We start from the raw sequence: 20,622 nt of genomic DNA, 5'->3' as shown, positions 1-20,622 counted from the left end.
CGCTTATTTGGTTTTTTTCTTTCTTGTCACTTTTTTTGCAGCAACAGTCCTTGCCCTAACATTCTTTTTAGGAACTTTTGTTACCATTTCTTTTGGCTTATCAGCATCTTTCTCTGGTTTATTTTTCAACCTATTATTACTGGCTTCAATTATTTCCACAGCCATTTCTATTGTAATGGTAAAAGGATCGTATCTTTTAGGTATTGAAATAAACCTACCAAGATATTTAAGATACGGACCATACCTACCTATACCCAGTATAATCTCTTGATCAGATTCAGGGTACAGGCATAATCTAACCGGCAACTCAAGAAGCCTCAGAGCCAAACTAAGAGTCACGTCACTTTGTGCTACCGACGGCGGCAATGACGCACGTTTTGGTTTTTCACCCTTGGCAACTTGTTTGCTAGTCTGAACATAAAAACCATATGGACCTTTTTTTAACAAAACATCATGACCCTCCTTATCTACTCCCAATAATTTGTTCTCTTCAACCATGTCAACAATATCACTATTTTTCGAAGTAATTGGTTTTTTAAAAGTACATTCAGGATAGTTACTACAAGCTAAAAATGCTCCAAACTTACCAAGTTTTAGAGCTAATTGACCTGTAGAACATGATGGGCAATTTTTTGAATTAGTACTTTCTGAATTTTCTCCAAATAGGTGATAATCTAATGCTTGCTCAACATAAAGAATTATATCAGATATTTTCTTATCACTAACTATTTCTACGTTATTATTAAACCCATCCCAGAATTTTTTTAGTAAAAATTTCCACTCTATTTTACCTTCTGCCACCTCATCCAAATCATTTTCCAGATCAGCTGTAAAATCATATTCAACATATTTCTTAAAAAAACCTGTTAGAAACGTTGTCACTAAACGTCCTAATTCCTCTGGAAAGAAACGTTTTTTCTCAACAATTACATATTTCCTATCTTGCAACACTGATATAATAGAAGCATAGGTAGAAGGGCGACCAATCCCAAGCTCCTCAAGCTTCTTCACTAAACTAGCTTCCGAATATCTTGGTGGTGGATCGGTGAAATGCTGAGCTGGGTCCACTGAAATCGTAGTTAATTTTTCTCCTTCTTTTAGCGAAGGTAGCAACCGATTTTCTTCTTCCGTTTCATCATCTAGACCTTCACGATAGATTTTGTAAAAACCATCAAAAGCAATAATTGAACCGGTTGCTCTGGCGGTAAATTCTTTATCTTCTGTATCAAGCTGAGCTACTACTAAATCAATAATAACATTTTCCATTTGGCAGGCTACTGTCCTTTTCCAAATCAACTCATAAAGCCTGTAATAATCTTTATCTAGTTTATCTTTTAATTTTTCTGGTAGTAGAGTAACATTAGTTGGTCTAATAGCTTCATGAGCTTCTTGAGCATTTTTGGCTCTAGATTTATAAACTCGCTGACCAGCTGGCAGATATTTGTCACCAAAATTCTTATGTATCAACTTACGTATTTGTTCAACAGCCTCACTAGCCAGTGTGGTGCCATCGGTTCTCATATAAGTAATCAAACCTACCGTTTCATTACCTATATCCATGCCTTCGTAAAGTTTCTGGGCAATTTGCATAGTTTTTTTGGCAGTAAACCCTAATTTCCGAGCTGCTTCTTGCTGTAACGAAGAAGTAATGAAAGGCGGTTGAGGTTGACGTTTCTGCTGTTTCTTTTCTAGAACTGCAACATGAAAATTCTTTGATTTTATTTCCTTGACTAGATCATTAGCTGCAGATTCGTTAATAATTGAGAATTTTTCTAATTTTTTGCCATTGACATGAGTTAATCTCGCTAAAAACTGCTCTTTATTACTATTAAGAACATTAAGACTAATATCCCAATATTCTTGCGATTTAAAACGTTCAATTTCATCTTCTCGTTCACAAATAAGCCTGAGGGCTACAGACTGTACTCTACCTGCTGATCTACATCCTGGCAATTTACGCCATAATATCGGTGATAAAGTAAATCCTACCAAATAATCCAACGCTCTTCTTGCTTGCTGAGCATTAACCAAATCAATATCAATATTTCTTGGGTTTCCCATTGCATGCAAAATGGCTTTTTTGGTAATTTCATCAAACGCTACTCTCTTGAAGAAATCATTAGATTTAATCGAGTTTTTTTCTTTTATTATTTCTGCGACATGCCAGGCAATTGCTTCCCCCTCTCGGTCTCGATCGGTTGCTAGATAAACCATTTCAGCTTTAGCAGCATCTTTAGTTATTGCTTCAACATATTTTTCCGCTTTGTCTGATATAACATATTTCATGGCAAAATTTTCATTTGGCAAAACTGAACCATTTTTAGATGGTAAATCCCTAATATGTCCAAACGAAGCAATAACTTTAAAATCACTGTCTAGATATTTATTTATCGTTTTCGCCTTTGCCGGCGATTCTACTATTACTAATTTCATATTATTTATAAATTAAAGATATCTTATTACCAGGATATCTGGTTATTTTTCCAGCCAATTCTAGCTCTAATATTATCATATATATAGCCGGCAAAGGTAGCTGTGTTTGATGCAAACAATCAAAATCTATAGGAGTGGAAGATAAAAACTCCTTAACTCTCATACGCATATCATTGGTAATTAAGTTAGCATATTTTATATCTAACGCTTTAAATTGATTATTCTCAGCTGAATCATTTGCTACCTCTTTAGACTTATTAACAATTTTGGCAACATGTGGTAAGTTAGCCACTATATCCTGAGTAGATTCTACCATATGAGCTCCTTCCTTAATAAGTTTATTAGTACCCTGGCATCTATGATCTAGTGGAAATCCTGGTACAGCGAATACTTCTCTATTCTGTTCTAACGCAAACCGCGCTGTGATTAACGAACCAGATTTTAGACTAGCCTCAATTACTACTGTTCCAAGAGATATACCAGAAATTAATCGATTACGCTGTGGAAAATGTTGCCCGAGCGGTTTTGACCCTACTGGTAATTCAGCAATTATCAAACCATCTTGCTGGATTTGCTCAAATAATCTAACATTCTCTGGGGGGTAAACATAATCAATTCCTCCAGCTATAACTCCTATTGTTTTAGATACATTTACTTGATGCACTGCTGTATCAACACCTCTGGCAAGTCCAGAAACTACTATATAATCGTTATCTGTCAACTCCTTAGCAATTTTAGCAGCAAAGGCACGACCATTTACCGAGGCATTTCTTGCCCCCACAATTGCTAAACATCTTTCATGTGACAATAATCCAATATTGCCCTTATAACTTAGTATTGGCGGGCAATCAAAAATCTCTAACAAAACCTTGAATATTCTGGAGATTTATAGGTAATAATTTTAGCATTATTCTTTTGCAGTAGTTCCAGTTCTTTATTTGCCTCACTCTGAGAAAATACCCTTACTGGCTTAGAACGTCCACCCCGCAAAGAAAATTCTTGTATGTTGTTAATAGCAGCCCCACTACTACCAAATAGCTTTATTAAACTCCAAAAAGTTCTTGAACCAACATTTTCACTCCTAATCAGCCTTAGAATATCAATAGTTTCTTTTGTATAAGACACTTGGTTAGTATCCAAAAATAACCCCTTAAGCAATCAAACCTCTCTGGCTGGATTTATATAGCTAATCCGGTTAACATTTCTCCAATCATAGACCAACTCCACAACTATCGGAAGTTGAAAGAAGAAGCGGTTTTAAGTAGGGTAATGTCATTGCGAGACATACCATAGGCCTACAAAGCAATCCATAAAAATAACCATAAGTGGATTACTTCGTCAGCTTACGCCTTCTCGCAATGACAGCGACTATAAACCCACAACTTTTAAACTGCCATGATGTCCTTTACCCCCCCCTACCCTTCTAGCTTTCAACAATTGTGATCTATATCCCGCCCCGAAGCAAGGGTGACAAAACAGGATTGCTTCATCGTGCTTTGTAACTACTAACAATGACAAAATAATGTCTAGGTCAACTATACTTATAACACAATCCATTCTCACCACTAAGTATATTTAGAAAAAATTATTCAAATATAACTAGAAAACTGTCAGAAATAACTAAAGCAATCCAATATATTAGCTTAGCTATACCTAATCTACTGGATTACTTTGATATTCCTTGCATGACAAAGTAATGTTAGTGAGCTATCTCAAATCATTTGAGTACTCACCTTACGCAGGACGTTTAAAAACCATAGGGGAAACAGCCTAATGTCATTGCGAGGAAGGCCGTAGGGCCGGACGAAGCAATCCATAAAAACAGCTAAAAATGGATTGCTTCGTCGGTTTATGCCTCCTCGCAATGACATTTGTTATTTTCTCGCAATTTTTAAGTTGTCCTAATAACTTCTAAACCAGCTTCCTCTTATAATTTTCAACAGTTGTGCTGTTTTCCCTATGACTTTTAAATACCATGCGTAAGGTAAGTTAAGTATATACTATAACTTCTCTGCATTAGAAGCTAAGTAATGTGCCACTCCTTTATGTGAAGGAGTAATACCTTCATCACCTTTATTCCACCCAGCTGGGCATACTTCACCATGTTTTGTATTATAGTCTATAGCATCTATCACTCTTATTACTTCATCAATATTTCTACCAATTGGCAAGTCGTTTACCAGCAAATGACGCACTATAAATGTTTCATCAATAACAAAAGTACCACGTAGTGATATTCCATCATCATGCAGTACATTATAACTATGCGAGATACTCTTTTTAATATCTGACACCATAGGAATCTGGATATTGCCAACACCCCCTTTATTGTAAGGAGTATGCTTCCAAGCCAAATGGGAAAAATGAGAGTCAACGCTTATTGCTACTAATTTTGTATTTCTCTCAGTAAATTCCCCCAGCCTATTATTAAAAGCTATAATTTCTGACGGACAAACAAAAGTAAAATCAAGTGGATAAAAAAACAAGACCACTTTATGGTTCTTGGCATAATTTCTAAGATGAAATTCAGATTCTATACTATTATCAGGCATAATAGCTTTAGCTGTAAAATCCGGAGCAGCTTTTCCAACGAATACTTGCATTAAATTTCTCCAATTAATATAATTAAACAAAATATTTATTATGATACACAGAATTATAACCTATTACAATACCAAATCTAAAATAGTTTCTACTAATAATTTAAAAACTCTTGTGATATTAATATCATTCCCGCGTAAGCGAGAATCTATAGCACCTCAAAACTTTTTAGATATAGTCTGCTGCTTTGAAGAATTGGCTTCGCAAAACTTCGGGGTATTCGTGTACTCACGTACTAGCTGTACGCTCCGCTCACTCACCCCTTACGCTCCAATTCTCCAAATCATTTGAGTATACCTGCGAAAGCGGGGATGACATAATCCCTGTCGGACTTTAAATTATTAGACCTTTTACTTGTGATTTCCATAATTTTTTGTACAATTTACTGTTTTTTAATAATTCCTCATGCGACCCATCTTCAACTATACTACCTTCATTAAAAACCAAAATTCTATCCATATTTAACAAAGTTGATAATCTATGAGCTATAACTAATACAGTTTTATTTTGCATTAAGTAAGATAGAGAATCTTGTATTAAGCTCTCAGTCTCACTATCTAAACTGCTTGTTGCTTCATCAAGGATTAATATTGGAGCATTTTTTAATATTGCCCGTGCTATTACTAGCCTCTGCCTCTGACCACCTGACAAGTTATTACCCCTTTCACCACATAAGCTCTGGTATCCTTCTGGCATAGTGGTAATAACTTGATGTATATGAGCTGCTTTTGCCGCTTCTATAACCTCTTCTAGGTTAGCGTCTTTTTTTCCATATCTAATATTATCCATAACTGTCCTATGAAATAGGATTGGTTCTTGCGGAATTATACTAATGTTTTCTCGCAAAGAGTCTTGTGTTACATATCTAATATTTTGTCCATCAATTAGAATTTCTCCTTGGTCTATATCATGCAACCGTGTAATAAGATTGACAAAAGTTGTTTTTCCTGACCCAGAAAATCCTACTAACCCAACCTTTTGTTGGCTCAAAATTGTAATGGATTTATTCTCAAATAAATTATTATTATGATAATATGTAAAACTAACATTTCTAAATTCTATCTCACCTTTTGTAACATTTAGAAGATGGGCATTGTCAATATCTTTTGTAATATGAGGTTTCATTAATGATATAGTTTGGTTAAAAGAACCAAATTCTTCAAATATATCCCCTATTTCCTGAGTTAGAACCCATATTTCATCAGTAACAGCCGTACATAGAGTAAGTATCAAGACACAATCTCCTATAGTTATTTGCATTTGACTACGGAGTATCGCCAAATAATAAATCATGATAAAAATCATTACAGTACAAATTACCCCCAATACAGAACGTAGTTTGAACATGAAAAACTGCATGATCTGTTCGTTAACTATCGAATTATCTATTTTTTCTTCTAGATTACGACGTTCAAATTTATGAGAAGTAAACATTCGCACTGCACTAATATTGGCTATTAAGTCAACAATACTACCCGCAACTATTGATTTGCTGCGTGCATAATTTATTGAATATTTATTTATTGCACTTGAACAAACAACAGTAATCCCGACAAAAGTGCAAATGTATATCAGAAATATAGTGGAAAATACTTGATGAACTGAGTACATGGCTACTAGAGAGAAAATAATTATAGCTAGTTTATATATAATTTTTTCACCAAATAAGGATAAAACTATTTCAAAAGATCTAGCAGCCTCAGTGATACGATTGGTAATATGACCGGCAAGGTTTTCTTGAAAGAATTTATGGTTATGATACTGAGTATAATTATACATCTCATCTAATATCTGTCCTTTGATATAAGGCATTGTTTTTAAATAAACATAATCATACACTCGCCACATAACATTTACACCTATCCACCAAACTGCATATATTATTGCCCAAAACATCATAGAGGAAGGTAGCTCTTTAACCTTTTCATCAGAAAAAGACTCTAGCAAATTTATAATTCTTTGCAGCAACACACTATCAACAGCTGGTATCATTCCCAACATTATGCATAACAACCCTAGAATAATTAGTTTAATTTTTCTTTTCTTTAAAAAATAAAAAAATAACCCCATTGCCGAATTTGAGAAACCAAAATCTCCTAGCACAGCACCCTCCTCATTACAAAATACTAAATAACTTAAATTAACAACAAACAGGTCTTGCCACCTTATTACGAAACTGTTATAAAACAGTACAGAATATCTGAAGTTATCTAGAATGAAAGAAAAAAACATACCTATTTTGAATAGTCCAACTAAGAAAGATACTAATTCATTAGATACTGATAATAATCCTTTTTTTAATGTTAGGTATATTTGTCAATCAACGACTTTAATTACTGAATCTATCCAAAGAGGCTTTGATGTTGCACAGTTATCTAATGGAGATATTACAGTCACAGAAATTAAAACAGTAAATGTTCACTATAATTGGGATACTGTTAAACAAAAATTTGTTAAAGTAAACCAAAATTAGAACTATATACTAAATAATACTTAGTGTATCATATAATATGATGTATACTAAAGTGACTCTAGGAGACTGTCGGAAATAACTAAAGTAATTCTATATTTGGCTCTTTTTGGCTGCTAATAAACAGGATTTTCTTGAAATAGGCACACTATTACTATTCCTTCAAAAATCCTATTTATTTTCGCCTAAAAATAGCACAAAATATAATTAACTAGTTATCTCCGACAGGCTTCTAGTAACTTAATTTATGAGGATAATATGATACTTAAGAATATAATAACCATCATTGCTGTTAGCCTATGTTTTAGCCTATCAGTGTGTTTTGCTGCTACCCCAAGCAATAATAATCCGGATAATACAGCGGTATCAGCAGAGTCTATCGAAATACGAAATGCTTGGGCAAGACCTTCGACGTCAACTGTTGTTGGAAAACGTAATAATTCGGCAATATATCTTGAAATTGTTAATAATTCTGATACAGATTATAATTTAGTAAATGTTTCTTCCGAGGTTGCTAACAAGGTTGAGTTACATAAAAGTTTTGTTGACGAAAAAGGTGTTAGCAAAATGGTACAACTTGATAAGTTAGTTATCCCAACTAAAACCAGTGCTATTCTACAACCGGGCGGTATGCATATTATGCTTTTAGATTTAAAAACCATACTGAAAGTTGGTGATAAATTTGATCTATTCTTATATTTCGATAACAACATTCAGAAAGTTGTGAAAGTAGAAGTAAAGATACAATAATTACTATTCATTCTAACCCGGATATTGCATGAAGGTATCAAGATTTACCTATGAACCCCTTGTAATATAAGGGGTTTGGAAGAATTGTACAAAAATACAAATTGTATATTTAGAGTTTTATATATTTTAGCCCGTATCCCTCATGAGACAAGGACTAGAACAATTGGTTTATTATCTATCATGCAATATTCAGGCTAACCATTACTTTAAAAGTTATTTAAACAATTTTTGAAGTAGCGATTAAGTTAATAGTCAACTCTAAGGAAATACAAACCACATGCTGGAGCTTTTGCTCCTGCTGCTTCTCTTTTCTTAGCATCCAGAACTTTTTGGATATCATCTTCCTGCCATATATTACGTCCCACTAATACTAAACTACCAACAATATTTCGAACCATATTGTGTAAGAAAGATCGAGCAGAAAAATATATTTTTATTTCTTCGTTTTTCTGGGTAATAATTAACTCGGATAAGGTTTTTATAGGTGACTTTGCTTGGCAAAACTTCCCCCTAAAGGAGCTAAAATCATGATGTCCTACAAGGAAGGAAGCTCCGCATCTCATTGCTTCAACATCAAGAGGGTATTTTATCCACCAAGCACGATTTAAATCTATTATAACTTGGCTAGGTCTATTGATAATTTTATAGACATAATGACGTTCTAGAGCAGAAAATCTTGCATGAAAATCTCTGTCTACTAGAACACAATCAACTGCCGCTATATTATAAGATCTCACAAAATAATTGATAGCCTGCATAACTTTATAAGGATGCATATATTTCATTAAATCGAAATGTGCTACTTGCCCTAAAGCATGCACCCCTGCATCAGTCCTACCAGCTCCGTGTACGGTTACTATTTCACCGGTAAATTTATATATCCCATCTTCCAATGTTTGTTGAATAGATACAGCATCACTCTGCTTCTGCCAACCAACAAAAGCAGTTCCTAAATATTCAATAGTAATTTTATATCTATAAAAATCTAAATTCTTAGTGGTCTGCAAAATTGATGGATTGTCATTATCACTCTCATGATCTTTAATATCATTATCGTATAGATGAGAATCTAAACCAAAACACAGCCTCATAAAAAATCTCTTCACTGGGAATTTTGTTGTCCTAGGAGACTTTCGGAGATGACTAATTAATTATATTTTGAGCTATTTTTCGGCGAGAATAAAATAGGATTTTTGATAGGATGTGTATACTCAAATGATTTGAAGAATTGGATTTAAAAATGAGGGGCTAGAACACGCAGCGTACTATAGTACGTGAGTATGCGAATCCCTGATATTTTCAAAAAACAATTCTTTAGACACTGTTAACAAAGCTTATTTGATTGATGAATTAATGGATTTTTTAGCGAAAATTAATAAGATTTTTGCCGGAATAGTATACCTATTTCAAAAAAATCTTATAATTTGCAGCAAAAAAGACTTTATTCACCAATTAAATAAGCTTTGTTAACAGTGTCTAAATCATTTGAGTATACCTATTTCAAGAAAATCCTGTTTATTAGCAGCCAAAAAGAGCCAAATATAGATTACTTTAATTATTTCCGAAAGTCTCCTAGCAGGCATTATATATGAACTTTAGAACTTATGCTAGCTTGTTAACGATAAGTGATTGACTCTTTTACTGATTTAGGATATAGCTAACCCGAAAAGATTTTAGCCATAGTAACTGACGCCTATTACGAGGAAGCGTGAGCCGACAAAATAATTGTAAGATTTAAGTTAAATTACTATTTTTTTATTGACTCACCTTACGCATGGAGTTTGAAAGCCATAGGGAAAACAGCACAGAGTCATTGCGAGGAGCTACTTTAGTAGCGACGAAGCAATCTAATGAATGTGGATTGCCACAACCACTACGTGGTTTCGCTAATAGCGTCTTGTACTTTTCTGCAATTTTTAAATTGTCATGGGGGTTATGCGTAAGGTGAGTTATTGACTGCCATTACGGATGCTGAGGTCTCCTGAAATAAGTTCAGGGTTTATTCATACAGTTCAGGATTATATGTCACAGAAGCTCGGTTTTTGGTCAGTTTTTGCTTTAGTTATTGGTAGCCAAGTTGGTACCAGCGTTTTAATATTACCAGCAAGTTTAGCACCATTCGGTATTTTTAGTTTAGTTGGAGGGGTAATATCTTCGTGCGGTGCTGTAATTTTAGCGCTGCTATTTGCTATACTTTGTTCACGATTCCCACAAACAGGCGGACCACATGTTTATTTAAAAAAGGCATTTGGCAACGATGTAGCATTTTTCACCGGTTGGACTTATTGGGTTATCTCATGGGTTAGTACGGCTGTAGTGGTGATTTCAGCTATTACATATCTAACACCTTTAATTGGGGTGAATAATAGTTTTATATGCTTAATTTTGCAAATATTATTATTATTTGCTATTATGTTGCTAAATCTTAAAGGTATAGGAGCAGCAGGAAGGGCTGAATTCATACTAACAATGTTAAAATTTATTCCACTAATAGTAGTGCCAGTTACCGCATTATATCATTTTGATAGTAACAATTTTGTTATAGATAAGCAAATAAATAATTTAACTTTTTCTCAAATTATTGGTAAGGTAACATTATTAACATTTTGGGGATTCATTGGTTTAGAGTCAGCAACTGCTCAAGCTGGTTCGGTAATTAACCCATCGAAAACAATACCAAGAGCCGTAGTAATAGGTACGCTTTGTGTTGCTATTTTGTATTTCATTAATAGTGTTGGAATAATTGGTTTAATCCCACCAAAAGATTTAATACATTCTAAAGCTCCTTATGTAGATGCTACCCAAATAATCTTTGGTGGTCAGTGGCATATACTTATTTCTTTGATTGCCTCAATTATTTGTATTGGAACGTTAAACGCTTGGGTACTAATTAGTGGACAGATTTCTTTGGGACTAGCCCAAGACGGATTAATGCCATCTTTTTTTGCTAAACAAAATAAAAATGGTGCTCCAATTTGGAGTTTAGTCATAAGTTGTACTGGAATATTAGCATTATTGATTAGTACAACCAATGAAGATTTATCGGAACAAGTTACCGACATAATTGATTTTTCAGTTATCTCTTTTTTATTTGTATATCTAGCTTGTAGCATAGCTTTTTTAAAATTATTGTTAACAAAATCAGAAAAATCTTCCATATATGAATGGTTAATTGCCCTTGGATCAATTGTCTTTTGCCTATGGATTATTTATGAAACGCCATTAAAGGTTACAATAATAGCTATCTCATTTGTATTAAGCGGAATACCTGTTTATTTTCTTTGGTATAAGCAATGGCTTTTTAGGTTATGTAGACAAATTTTATAAGGATATAAATGCTTAAGTCCTTTATACTATTATTAACTATATTATTCCTACAAGGATGTAGCACCTCATCTACCAACAAGACGCTTTTAAACATCACTGCACAACAATTACAAAAAGATCATAAACTAAATCACGGCACTTTAATTATACAATATAATTTGGCAGCACTAAGTAAAAATAACTGCATCTATGCAAAAAATTTTGGTCTTATTATTAATAATAAAAAATATAACAAGGCTTTTTTACAAAAATTTAAAGCTATTAGAGCTAAAAATATTAATAACCAAGCAATTAATAGTCAGGCAATGATTAAATCAACAAAAATAAAAGACTTGTTGCTAAAGTTACATTGTAAGTATAAGTTCCTATCTCAAAAAGAATTACAATTTGTTCAAAAAGCTAGTAATAAAAATAGTTCTTATAATATTGATGAGTTGGGACAACTAGATAAGCTAACTGCCACTATTCCTATAATGTTACCACAATACAATGTAAAGGTTACTAGTCATTACGGCATACGTAAACATCATAGGAAAAAACAAAAGAAGTTCCATTGTGGAACAGACTTAAAAGGATACCAAGACTCTTCCATTTATGCTTCTGCTAACGGAATCATTATTACCGTAAAGCGAAAAAGTGCTTATGGAAATTTGATAGAAATAAAACATTCAGATAAATTTATTACAAAATATGCTCACTTAAAAAAAATACACGTAAAAGAAGGAGATATGGTTATCAAAGGCCAGATTATTGGGGTACAAGGTAATAGCGGTAATAGTACGGGGGAGCATTTGCATCTTGAAATCCGGCTCAATGACAAACATGTCGATCCATTCGATTTCATATCACACGCTTGTAACTGTTAAAAACTTTGCTATAATGCTTATTCTCTAGAAATAGTGCGAAGAGAAGCCGTAGCTCAGCAGGATAGAGCGAGTGATTCCTAATCACTAGGTCGGGGGTTCGAATCCCTCCGGTTTCACCAACCCTAAAGGATTTTCTAGAGTTTTTTTATTTTCTAAAAGAATTTCCATTACTATTTCATTACTATTTTTTGTTAAAAGCCCCTAAATTTGACCTACAAAATAGTCTATTTTTAACCGTTTTTCACAGGGAGGAAGTATGACGGTATCATTAACTCTTCCTAACAATTTAGCCCGGATATTGCATGATAGAAATGAACCAATTATGCTAGCCCTTGTCTCATGAGGACTACAGGCTAAAATATATAAAATTTTAAATATACAATTTGTATTTTTGTGCAATTCTTCCAAACTCCTTATATTACAAGGGGTTCAGAGATAAATATTGATACCTTCATGCAATATCCAGGTTAGTTAAAAATACTGATGCTATTTTTTATTTTTTTGAAAATTTAGATAAAAGATAATTGTTATGTACCCTAGTACTACAGTTGTAGTTTAGTATTAGTTTAGTAGTGACATAAACGAGCTAGATATTGGTGTTTACTCCGCGAGAAATAATCACTAAAATTTTTCCATTTTATAATGGACTGAAAAAAATGGACAGAAAAAAAGAGGTATTAGTTTCCTAATTAAGATAAAATAATAAGAAAAAATTAGGATAAAAAATGACAAAAGAAATATTATTATGCGCGATAAGGGAACACCTCAAGGAGGAGTGATAAGTCCAATATTAGCAAATTTATTTTTACATTATGTATTTGATGCATGGGTAAGAAGAGAAATGCCAAGTGTAGCATTTTGTCGTTATGCTGATGATGGTTTACTCCATTGTCAGAGTCAAAAACAGGCAGAATATGTGTTACAAGTTATTAGACAACGATTCCAGGAATGTGGTCTTACGATACATCCTGATAAGTCAGGTATTATATATTGTAAGGACAATAATCGTCGTAATGAATATGAACGAATCAGCTTTGACTTTCTCGGATATAGTTTTAGACCAAGAAGATGTGTAAACAAACAAGGCATGGTTCATCCAAATTTCTTACCTGCGATAAGTAATAACTCTAAGAAAGCAATCATACAAACCATAAGGAGTTGGCACATTCAGCTTAAGAATGACAAGTCCTTATCTGAACTTTCGGAAATGTTTAAAGCTGAGTTAAGAGGTTGGTATAACTATTATGGGCAGTTTTATCCATCGGCAATGCACAACATATGGAAGCACCTGAATTGGTATTTGGTGCAGTGGGTTAGGAGAAAATATAAGAAACTTGCATGGCATAAAAGACGTGCAAGAGAATATCTAAATAGATTAGCAAATCATAATCCTGAAGCTTTTATACATTGGAAATTAGGAATATATCCAAAGGCTAAAATGGTGGGAGCGGTGTGAGCTGAGAGGTTTCACGCACCGTTCTGAGAGGGGCTGAAGCTGTAATGCTTCAGTCTACTCACCCTTATGTTCGAACTAATTCGGGATTTATGTACATGGCAGGAATTATCGATTGGCATAGCAGAGCTGTGTTGAGTTATAAATTATCAAATAGTATGGACGTAAATTTGGTAACTGAAGTATTGCAGGATGCACTTAACAAATACTCTGCACCGCAGATATTTAATAGTGAACAGGGCAGTCAATATACCAGTAATGAACACATTCAAATTTTACAAGAGCATAACATTAAAGTTTCGATGAATGGTAAAGGAAGAAGTATTGATAATATAATCATGGAGAGATTTTTTCGAACTTTAAAATATAATTGTATATTTATTAACGATTTTAAAGATGTTAAAGAACTTAGGAGAGGTATTGATGATTATATAAATCACTATAATTATAGAAGATTTCATTCAAGTATTGGTTACAAAAAACCTATGAATGTCTATCTAAATTCTATACAAAATTATGAACAAATTGCAGCTTGAAAAATGAAAAAATGGGAAACAAAATTATTATTTTTTTGTCTTGATTTTTCAGTCCAGTATAATATTATGCTACACAAGCGTCATTGCGAGCTGATATATCCCCACGGAATTAGTTGCTAACAAACAATAAAAATCACTTACATATATTGAACCAATAATAGGATATAGTCAAGGTACACAAAAATTTTTCCAAGCAAATACCACGAGAAAAAGTCTATTTTTTTACTTGAATACAATAAATTAAGTGTTATTTTTCCATTGCTACAACCATTGCATTTAATTATATCCCAAGGAATCGACCTTGATTGATTTCGTGGGGATATATCAGATTGTGAGGAGCAGCTTTGCTGCGACGAAGCAATCCAAAAGGATGAAAAGATATTAAGATTTGGATTGCTTTTTGTCTTTCTTTTTATTCCTTATAATATTCTTCTCCAATTTCAATTTCAGCACGGTTATTTGACTTACGCCAATTATTGGTATCTCTAAGTGAGTAGATACAGCCACAATATTCTTGCTTATAAAAATTCTCACGTTTAGCTATTTCGTACATTCTACTACTGCCTCCATATTTACGCCAATTATAAGTCCAGTAAGTTATTCCATCGTAATGAGAAGCAGCTTTGATACCCGATTCATTAATTTGGTTCATGTCTTTCCAGCGGGAAATACGAAGAGAACTGGTAATAACTTTAAAATCATTCTCATAGGCATAAAGTGCTGTACGTTCAAAACGCATATCAAAGCACATAGAGCAACGTTTACCTCTTTCTGACTCCCATTCCATACCCTTTGCTCTAGCAAACCAATTTTGCACATCATAATCTGCATCAATAAAATTAATACCCATTTTTTTAGCAAAACGAATATTTTCATCTTTACGAATTTTATACTCTTTTTTAGGATGAACATTGGGATTATAGAAGAAAATAGTTAAGTCAATGCTAGACATCAACATTTTTTCCATAAGTTCTCCTGAACATGGAGCGCAGCAAGAATGTAGTAGAACTTTACTTTCACCATTTGGTACTGATAGAATTTCATTCATAATTATCTGCTAATTTTTTTATAAAATTTTAAAATATAATTAAGCCCATAGGATTAGATGACAAAGAACATAACAAGTGTAAGTTGTCATTCCCCCGTAGGCGAGGATATAAAATAGTACTCAGAAAACTCTGAGATATTATAGATTCCCGCTTTCGCGGGAATGACATCCTTTTCGTTGAAACAAATATAGCTAACCCGTTAGAGTTTTAGATAGTCTCCGTCTATTAGCGAGACCATGAGAGCGGTCGTGGCAATCCATTTCTAATCACTTTTTGAATTGCTTCGTTGCTACTAAAGTAGCTCCTCGTAATGACAAAGGAATTATCTAGAACTTATTCGAGTTAGCTATAGCTAAATACCATTTAAGTTGGTTATATTATCACAAGAACAATTCAATAATATAGATATTGTATTGTTTTGTAGAAAAGTGCATAATAAATTATTATTTTTTATTAACAATAATTTTGTCACTAAATATTTAATATTAGTTTAATTGAGATATATATATGTTAAATAAAACAACTAGTTTGCCTAAAGGATTTGAGTATTTGGATCAAATAGACCCAACCATAATTCAACAAATGATGTATTATAGTAATAAAAATTTTGTGGGAGAACAAATCAGGGGCTACAAAGCTCCTAGAGTAGTGCTAACTAAGGAAGCAGCGATTGCCCTAAAAAATGTTCAGCAAGATATAAAAAATGATAATTACTCTTTGGTAGTTTATGATGCTTATAGACCCCAAAAAGCTGTACAACATTTTGTTAGTTGGGGGACGGATAGCGCTGATCAAAGAATGAAAGACTCTCATTATCCGTACATCAATAAAACTGAAATTTTTCTGTTAGGTTATGTTTGCAAGCAATCAGCTCATAGTCGTGGAAGTACGGTGGATTTAACTATTATTGAACTTGGAAAACAATTACATATCAACCCTAAAATGATAAAAAGAACCATAAAAGACGGTCGTTCTATACCTTATTTTGATGATAATACGGTTGACATGTTTAGCTCTGTAGACCTTATGGATTCAGTATCCAACCATGATAGTAACCTAATTGATCAACGTTACTTACAAAATCGTAATTATTTACGCGAGAAAATGAAAAAATATAATTTTGGGGAATATGCTCCTGAATGGTGGCATTATACTTTACGAGACGAACCTTATAAAGATCAGTATTTTGATTTTGATGTTGAATAATATTTAAAAGTAGAAGATATTAACCCTTGTCATTCCTACGTAGGCAAGAATCTATAATGTTTTAGACACTTAACAAAACAACGTTTTTGTTGAATAAGTTTATGGCATACTTCAAGTAGTTTACGCATGCATGCAACTATAGCAACCTTTTTAGGTTTAAAATTGTTAACAAGCCTATCATATAAAGCTTTCAAATATTGAAAACCATTTTTGACACCGTTTTTACCAGCCAATACCGCCATATATAAAGCATCTCGTGGTATTTTTCTGCCACCTCTAATAAATCTTCGTCCTTGCTTATTACCACTATCACGGGCATAAGGAGCTATCCCTACAATTGCTGACAATTCGTTACTACTATAATTTTTATTCCCTAATTCTATACTGGACTGAAAAATCAAGACAAAAAAATAATAATTTTGTTTCCCATTTTTTCATTTTTCAAGCTGCAATTTATTCATAATTTTGTATAGAATTTAGATAGACATTCATAGGTTTTTTGTAACCAATACTTGAATGAAATCTTCTATAATTATAGTGATTTATATAATCATCAATACCTCTCCTAAGTTCTTTAACATCTTTAAAATCGTTAATAAATATACAATTATATTTTAAAGTTCGAAAAAATCTCTCCATGATTATATTATCAATACTTCTTCCTTTACCATTCATCGAAACTTTAATGTTATGCTCTTGTAAAATTTGAATGTGTTCATTACTGGTATATTGACTGCCCTGTTCACTATTAAATATCTGCGGTGCAGAGTATTTGTTAAGTGCATCCTGCAATACTTCAGTTACCAAATTTACGTCCATACTATTTGATAATTTATAACTCAACACAGCTCTGCTATGCCAATCGATAATTCCTGCCATGTACATAAATCCCGAATTAGTTCGAACATAAGGGTGAGTAGACTGAAGCATTACAGCTTCAGCCCCTCTCAGAACGGTGCGTGAAACCTCTCAGCTCACACCGCTCCCACCATTTTAGCCTTTGGATATATTCCTAATTTCCAATGTATAAAAGCTTCAGGATTATGATTTGCTAATCTATTTAGATATTCTCTTGCACGTCTTTTATGCCATGCAAGTTTCTTATATTTTCTCCTAACCCACTGCACCAAATACCAATTCAGGTGCTTCCATATGTTGTGCATTGCCGATGGATAAAACTGCCCATAATAGTTATACCAACCTCTTAACTCAGCTTTAAACATTTCCGAAAGTTCAGATAAGGACTTGTCATTCTTAAGCTGAATGTGCCAACTCCTTATGGTTTGTATGATTGCTTTCTTAGAGTTATTACTTATCGCAGGTAAGAAATTTGGATGAACCATGCCTTGTTTGTTTACACATCTTCTTGGTCTAAAACTATATCCGAGAAAGTCAAAGCTGATTCGTTCATATTCATTACGACGATTATTGTCCTTACAATATATAATACCTGACTTATCAGGATGTATCGTAAGACCACATTCCTGGAATCGTTGTCTAATAACTTGTAACACATATTCTGCCTGTTTTTGACTCTGACAATGGAGTAAACCATCATCAGCATAACGACAAAATGCTACACTTGGCATTTCTCTTCTTACCCATGCATCAAATACATAATGTAAAAATAAATTTGCTAATATTGGACTTATCACTCCTCCTTGAGGTGTTCCCTTATCGCGCATAATAATATTTCCATCTTTATCTTGCAATGGTGCTTTAAGCCACCTTTGTACGTAAAGTAGTACCCATTTGCACTTACAATGTTTCTCCAATGCTTTCATTAATAGTTTGTGATCGATATTATCAAACAAACCTTTGATATCAAATTCAACAACAAAGTCATATTTCCAGCATCTTGCTCTTGTAACTGCTATGGCATCATGTGCAGATTTCTTTGGGCGATAACCATATGAATCTTCGTCAAATATGGGCTCAACTAATGGCTCAAGTACCATCTTCACTACAGTTTGTGCTATTCTATCTGAAATAGTTGGAATCCCAAGGGTTCGTTCTCCACCTGATTTCTTTGGAATAGGCACAGCTTTTACTGCAGGAGGAAAATAGCTGCCTGAGGACATACGATTCCATATATTATACAAATTATCTTTTAAGTTTCGCTCAAATTCTTCCATAGTTTGTTGTTCAACTCCTGCTGCACCTTTATTATTCTTGACACATTGGTATGCTTGCCATACATGTTGCTTAGAAATTTCAAAAGGCTTTACTGTCTTCATAAGCTCCTCCTAAATAAATTTAGTTGACACTGTGATGAACAGCTAAAATGGTCAGACACCTTCACTCCATTGCCATTACAGCAACTTCATCATTACTACATGTCTGTCCGCCCCTGTGTATACGCATCAGTACTATCAGCCTCACGGTTTTATTTCCGCTTGTGCCTTTCCTTTAACATCGTTGCACAGATTCCCGTGTTCAGCTTGAAAGCCTTGACTTAAACTCACGCCACCTCTATGCCGGATGCCACCTAGCCAGTAAACAGGTTCCCGCTAAATTTATCCCAAAGCAACATAACCTCCTTGGTTTTGACATCATCTGAAGCGCTTTCGACACTTGAACGGTGGTTCACTGTTGTTCGTCTTCTTAAGTCTATACCTGACACCTCAAGGATGCCTTTTCTGCATCGCTCACGACAATGCCCTTAAACAATTGCCGCATGCAGTGGTTTGCAGCCTATTCCTGTAAATCGACTGCGAAGGGCCTACCTTCATCTCTCAAGCCGCTTGGCACGGCACACTTATATCTCCACTCCAAACCTCGTTACTGTTAGGTACATTTACAGTTTTACTTGTGCCTAAATTAGACCAGTATTTATCAAGCAAATAACTATAAATTTTATGCTGTTTATCTTTTTCAGACGTTAATTTTTTCCTCTTTGGATAAATAGCCTCTATGCCAATCATGTTCATATATTTTAGAACCCGATCCTTACCAATAACCAAGCCATCTTCTAATAATTGTCTATGGATATAACGATAACCAAATTCAGGATTATCAGTATATATTTCATCTATTTTATTTAAAATATTTAAGTTATACGCACTAAATGGTTTTACTTTATAGTACATTGAAGAACGATTAATCTTTAATAATTTATATTGCCTTGTCTTTAGTAACATTGCTAGCTTGGAATCGACAAGTTCTTTTCTATTTGATAACTCCAAGCTTTGTAGCTTTCCCACAGCCCAATCTCTCTCTACTATTGTTTTTCCAAGAGTTTTAGCTAAGTCATCATTTTGTTCTTTCAGCATATTAATTTGTTCCTGATATTTACTTACTAGTTTTGCTGGTTCAAAAGCCAATGCTGCATTTGATATAAATTGTTTCTTCCAATTACTAATTGTCTTTGAGCTTATCTCATATTTTGATGCTATCACTGATAATGGACTATCTTCTTTCAGTACTTCTAATACTACCCTAGTTTTTTCTTCAGCACTAAAAACTTTTACTTTTTCTTTTGTCATTTTTTATCCTAATTTTTTCTTATTATTTTATCTTAATTAGGAAACTAATACCTCTTTTTTTCTGTCCATTTTTTTCAGTCCATTATAATATGTATTGACTTTATGTACCTGTTGTTTATTATTATACAATTTTTGGCAAATATCCGCTTCATAACCTCCAGTAGGTTCACATACTATTAGCTTAATTTCTTGTTCTTTTGTTAATTTTATCAGTTCTTCATGCCCTAACTTATCGTTGGAAAAACGATTATATATCGGTTTATTGTTAGACTCATATAAACATATATCTAACCATTTTTTACTTACATCTAGACCTATTATTTTACTCATGATATAATCTCCTTCATCTTATTGTGCAAGGCTGCTGTTTCCAGCACCTTCTGCAATTTGTTCAAAGCAAACTTTGTAAGAGGGTACTTATTCTGTTTACGACTATTTCAGTCCAG

Annotated in this window: 20 protein-coding genes and 1 tRNA gene; 8 read left to right on the top strand and 13 right to left on the bottom strand. The window is 33.5% G+C overall.

Annotated elements, in window-relative coordinates; all coding sequences use genetic code 11:
- Window positions 1–3: 3 nt before the first annotated feature.
- The 6 genes from topA to AAGD39_RS06530 all read right to left on the bottom strand — a co-directional run bounded on the left by topA (window position 4) and on the right by AAGD39_RS06530 (window position 7,104).
- Window positions 4–2,433, bottom strand: coding sequence for a type I DNA topoisomerase (topA, locus tag AAGD39_RS06555; protein WP_341756547.1), 2,430 nt, complete (start codon window positions 2,431–2,433; stop codon window positions 4–6).
- 1 nt (window position 2,434) lies between these two features.
- Entirely contained in the window at window positions 2,435–3,298 is an 864-nt protein-coding gene (gene dprA, locus AAGD39_RS06550; protein ID WP_341756546.1) for a DNA-processing protein DprA, read from the bottom strand.
- Window positions 3,292–3,591: a DNA processing protein DprA gene (locus tag AAGD39_RS06545; RefSeq protein WP_341756545.1), complete on the bottom strand. Its 300-nt coding sequence runs from the start codon at window positions 3,589–3,591 to the stop codon at window positions 3,292–3,294. Before AAGD39_RS06545 ends, dprA begins: the two co-directional genes overlap by 7 nt.
- Window positions 3,592–3,801: 210 nt before the next feature.
- Window positions 3,802–3,990, bottom strand: a complete 189-nt coding sequence (locus AAGD39_RS06540; protein WP_341756544.1) for a hypothetical protein — start codon at window positions 3,988–3,990, stop codon at window positions 3,802–3,804.
- A gap of 443 nt (window positions 3,991–4,433) precedes the next feature.
- Window positions 4,434–5,036 (bottom strand): peroxiredoxin, encoded by a 603-nt coding sequence (locus tag AAGD39_RS06535; protein ID WP_341756543.1) that lies wholly within the window; start codon window positions 5,034–5,036, stop codon window positions 4,434–4,436.
- Between the two features lie 331 nt (window positions 5,037–5,367).
- Entirely contained in the window at window positions 5,368–7,104 is a 1,737-nt protein-coding gene (locus AAGD39_RS06530; RefSeq protein WP_341757258.1) for an ABC transporter ATP-binding protein, read from the bottom strand.
- 145 nt (window positions 7,105–7,249) lie between these two features.
- Here AAGD39_RS06530 and AAGD39_RS06525 point away from each other — a divergent pair, with 145 nt between their 5' ends.
- Together AAGD39_RS06525 and AAGD39_RS06520 are read left to right on the top strand one after the other, a co-directional pair.
- Window positions 7,250–7,507: a DUF2671 domain-containing protein gene (locus AAGD39_RS06525; RefSeq protein WP_341756542.1), complete on the top strand. Its 258-nt coding sequence runs from the start codon at window positions 7,250–7,252 to the stop codon at window positions 7,505–7,507.
- A 255-nt stretch (window positions 7,508–7,762) separates the two neighbouring features.
- On the top strand, window positions 7,763–8,254 hold the full coding sequence (locus AAGD39_RS06520; RefSeq protein ID WP_341756541.1) for a copper chaperone PCu(A)C: 492 nt from the start codon (window positions 7,763–7,765) through the stop codon (window positions 8,252–8,254).
- A 245-nt stretch (window positions 8,255–8,499) separates the two neighbouring features.
- Here AAGD39_RS06520 and truA read toward each other — a convergent pair whose 3' ends face one another.
- Entirely contained in the window at window positions 8,500–9,345 is an 846-nt protein-coding gene (gene truA, locus AAGD39_RS06515; RefSeq protein WP_341756540.1) for a tRNA pseudouridine(38-40) synthase TruA, read from the bottom strand.
- A 931-nt stretch (window positions 9,346–10,276) separates the two neighbouring features.
- Between truA and AAGD39_RS06510 the strand changes: the two genes are divergently transcribed.
- From AAGD39_RS06510 to AAGD39_RS06490, 5 genes are all read left to right on the top strand, one after another.
- A complete protein-coding gene (locus AAGD39_RS06510; RefSeq protein ID WP_341756539.1) occupies window positions 10,277–11,581 on the top strand; it encodes an APC family permease in 1,305 nt (434 codons plus the stop codon).
- An 8-nt stretch (window positions 11,582–11,589) separates the two neighbouring features.
- On the top strand, window positions 11,590–12,447 hold the full coding sequence (locus AAGD39_RS06505; protein WP_341756538.1) for a M23 family metallopeptidase: 858 nt from the start codon (window positions 11,590–11,592) through the stop codon (window positions 12,445–12,447).
- Window positions 12,448–12,489: 42 nt separating this feature from the next.
- A tRNA-Arg gene (locus AAGD39_RS06500) sits at window positions 12,490–12,566 on the top strand.
- Window positions 12,567–13,192: 626 nt separating this feature from the next.
- The gene (locus tag AAGD39_RS06495) at window positions 13,193–13,903 is read left to right on the top strand and encodes a reverse transcriptase domain-containing protein (RefSeq protein WP_341756484.1); all 711 of its coding nucleotides are present in this window, start codon (window positions 13,193–13,195) and stop codon (window positions 13,901–13,903) included.
- A gap of 44 nt (window positions 13,904–13,947) precedes the next feature.
- Window positions 13,948–14,436, top strand: a complete 489-nt coding sequence (locus tag AAGD39_RS06490) for a DDE-type integrase/transposase/recombinase (RefSeq protein WP_341756485.1) — start codon at window positions 13,948–13,950, stop codon at window positions 14,434–14,436.
- A 412-nt stretch (window positions 14,437–14,848) separates the two neighbouring features.
- Here AAGD39_RS06490 and AAGD39_RS06485 read toward each other — a convergent pair whose 3' ends face one another.
- Window positions 14,849–15,484, bottom strand: a complete 636-nt coding sequence (locus AAGD39_RS06485; RefSeq protein WP_341756537.1) for an epoxyqueuosine reductase QueH — start codon at window positions 15,482–15,484, stop codon at window positions 14,849–14,851.
- A 508-nt stretch (window positions 15,485–15,992) separates the two neighbouring features.
- On the opposite strand from AAGD39_RS06485, the gene AAGD39_RS06480 reads away from it, so the two are divergent.
- Window positions 15,993–16,691 (top strand): M15 family metallopeptidase, encoded by a 699-nt coding sequence (locus tag AAGD39_RS06480; RefSeq protein ID WP_341756536.1) that lies wholly within the window; start codon window positions 15,993–15,995, stop codon window positions 16,689–16,691.
- Window positions 16,692–16,726: 35 nt separating this feature from the next.
- Here the strand turns inward: AAGD39_RS06480 and AAGD39_RS06475 are convergent, their stop codons facing one another.
- From AAGD39_RS06475 to AAGD39_RS06455, 5 genes are all read right to left on the bottom strand, one after another.
- Entirely contained in the window at window positions 16,727–17,038 is a 312-nt protein-coding gene (locus AAGD39_RS06475; protein ID WP_341756535.1) for a transposase, read from the bottom strand.
- Between the two features lie 106 nt (window positions 17,039–17,144).
- The gene (locus AAGD39_RS06470) at window positions 17,145–17,621 is read right to left on the bottom strand and encodes a DDE-type integrase/transposase/recombinase (RefSeq protein ID WP_341756534.1); all 477 of its coding nucleotides are present in this window, start codon (window positions 17,619–17,621) and stop codon (window positions 17,145–17,147) included.
- A 44-nt stretch (window positions 17,622–17,665) separates the two neighbouring features.
- A complete protein-coding gene (ltrA, locus tag AAGD39_RS06465) occupies window positions 17,666–18,928 on the bottom strand; it encodes a group II intron reverse transcriptase/maturase (RefSeq protein WP_341756533.1) in 1,263 nt (420 codons plus the stop codon).
- Window positions 18,929–19,426: 498 nt separating this feature from the next.
- A complete protein-coding gene (locus AAGD39_RS06460; protein WP_341756532.1) occupies window positions 19,427–20,176 on the bottom strand; it encodes an IS3 family transposase in 750 nt (249 codons plus the stop codon).
- Between the two features lie 36 nt (window positions 20,177–20,212).
- Entirely contained in the window at window positions 20,213–20,506 is a 294-nt protein-coding gene (locus AAGD39_RS06455) for an IS110 family transposase (RefSeq protein WP_341756531.1), read from the bottom strand.
- Window positions 20,507–20,622 lie beyond the last annotated feature (116 nt).

The organism is Candidatus Tisiphia endosymbiont of Nemotelus nigrinus (assembly GCF_964026475.1).
GTDB lineage: Bacteria > Pseudomonadota > Alphaproteobacteria > Rickettsiales > Rickettsiaceae > Tisiphia.
The sequence above is the reverse complement of the archived record's forward strand: the minus strand, read 5'-3'. Positions and strand labels throughout refer to the sequence as shown.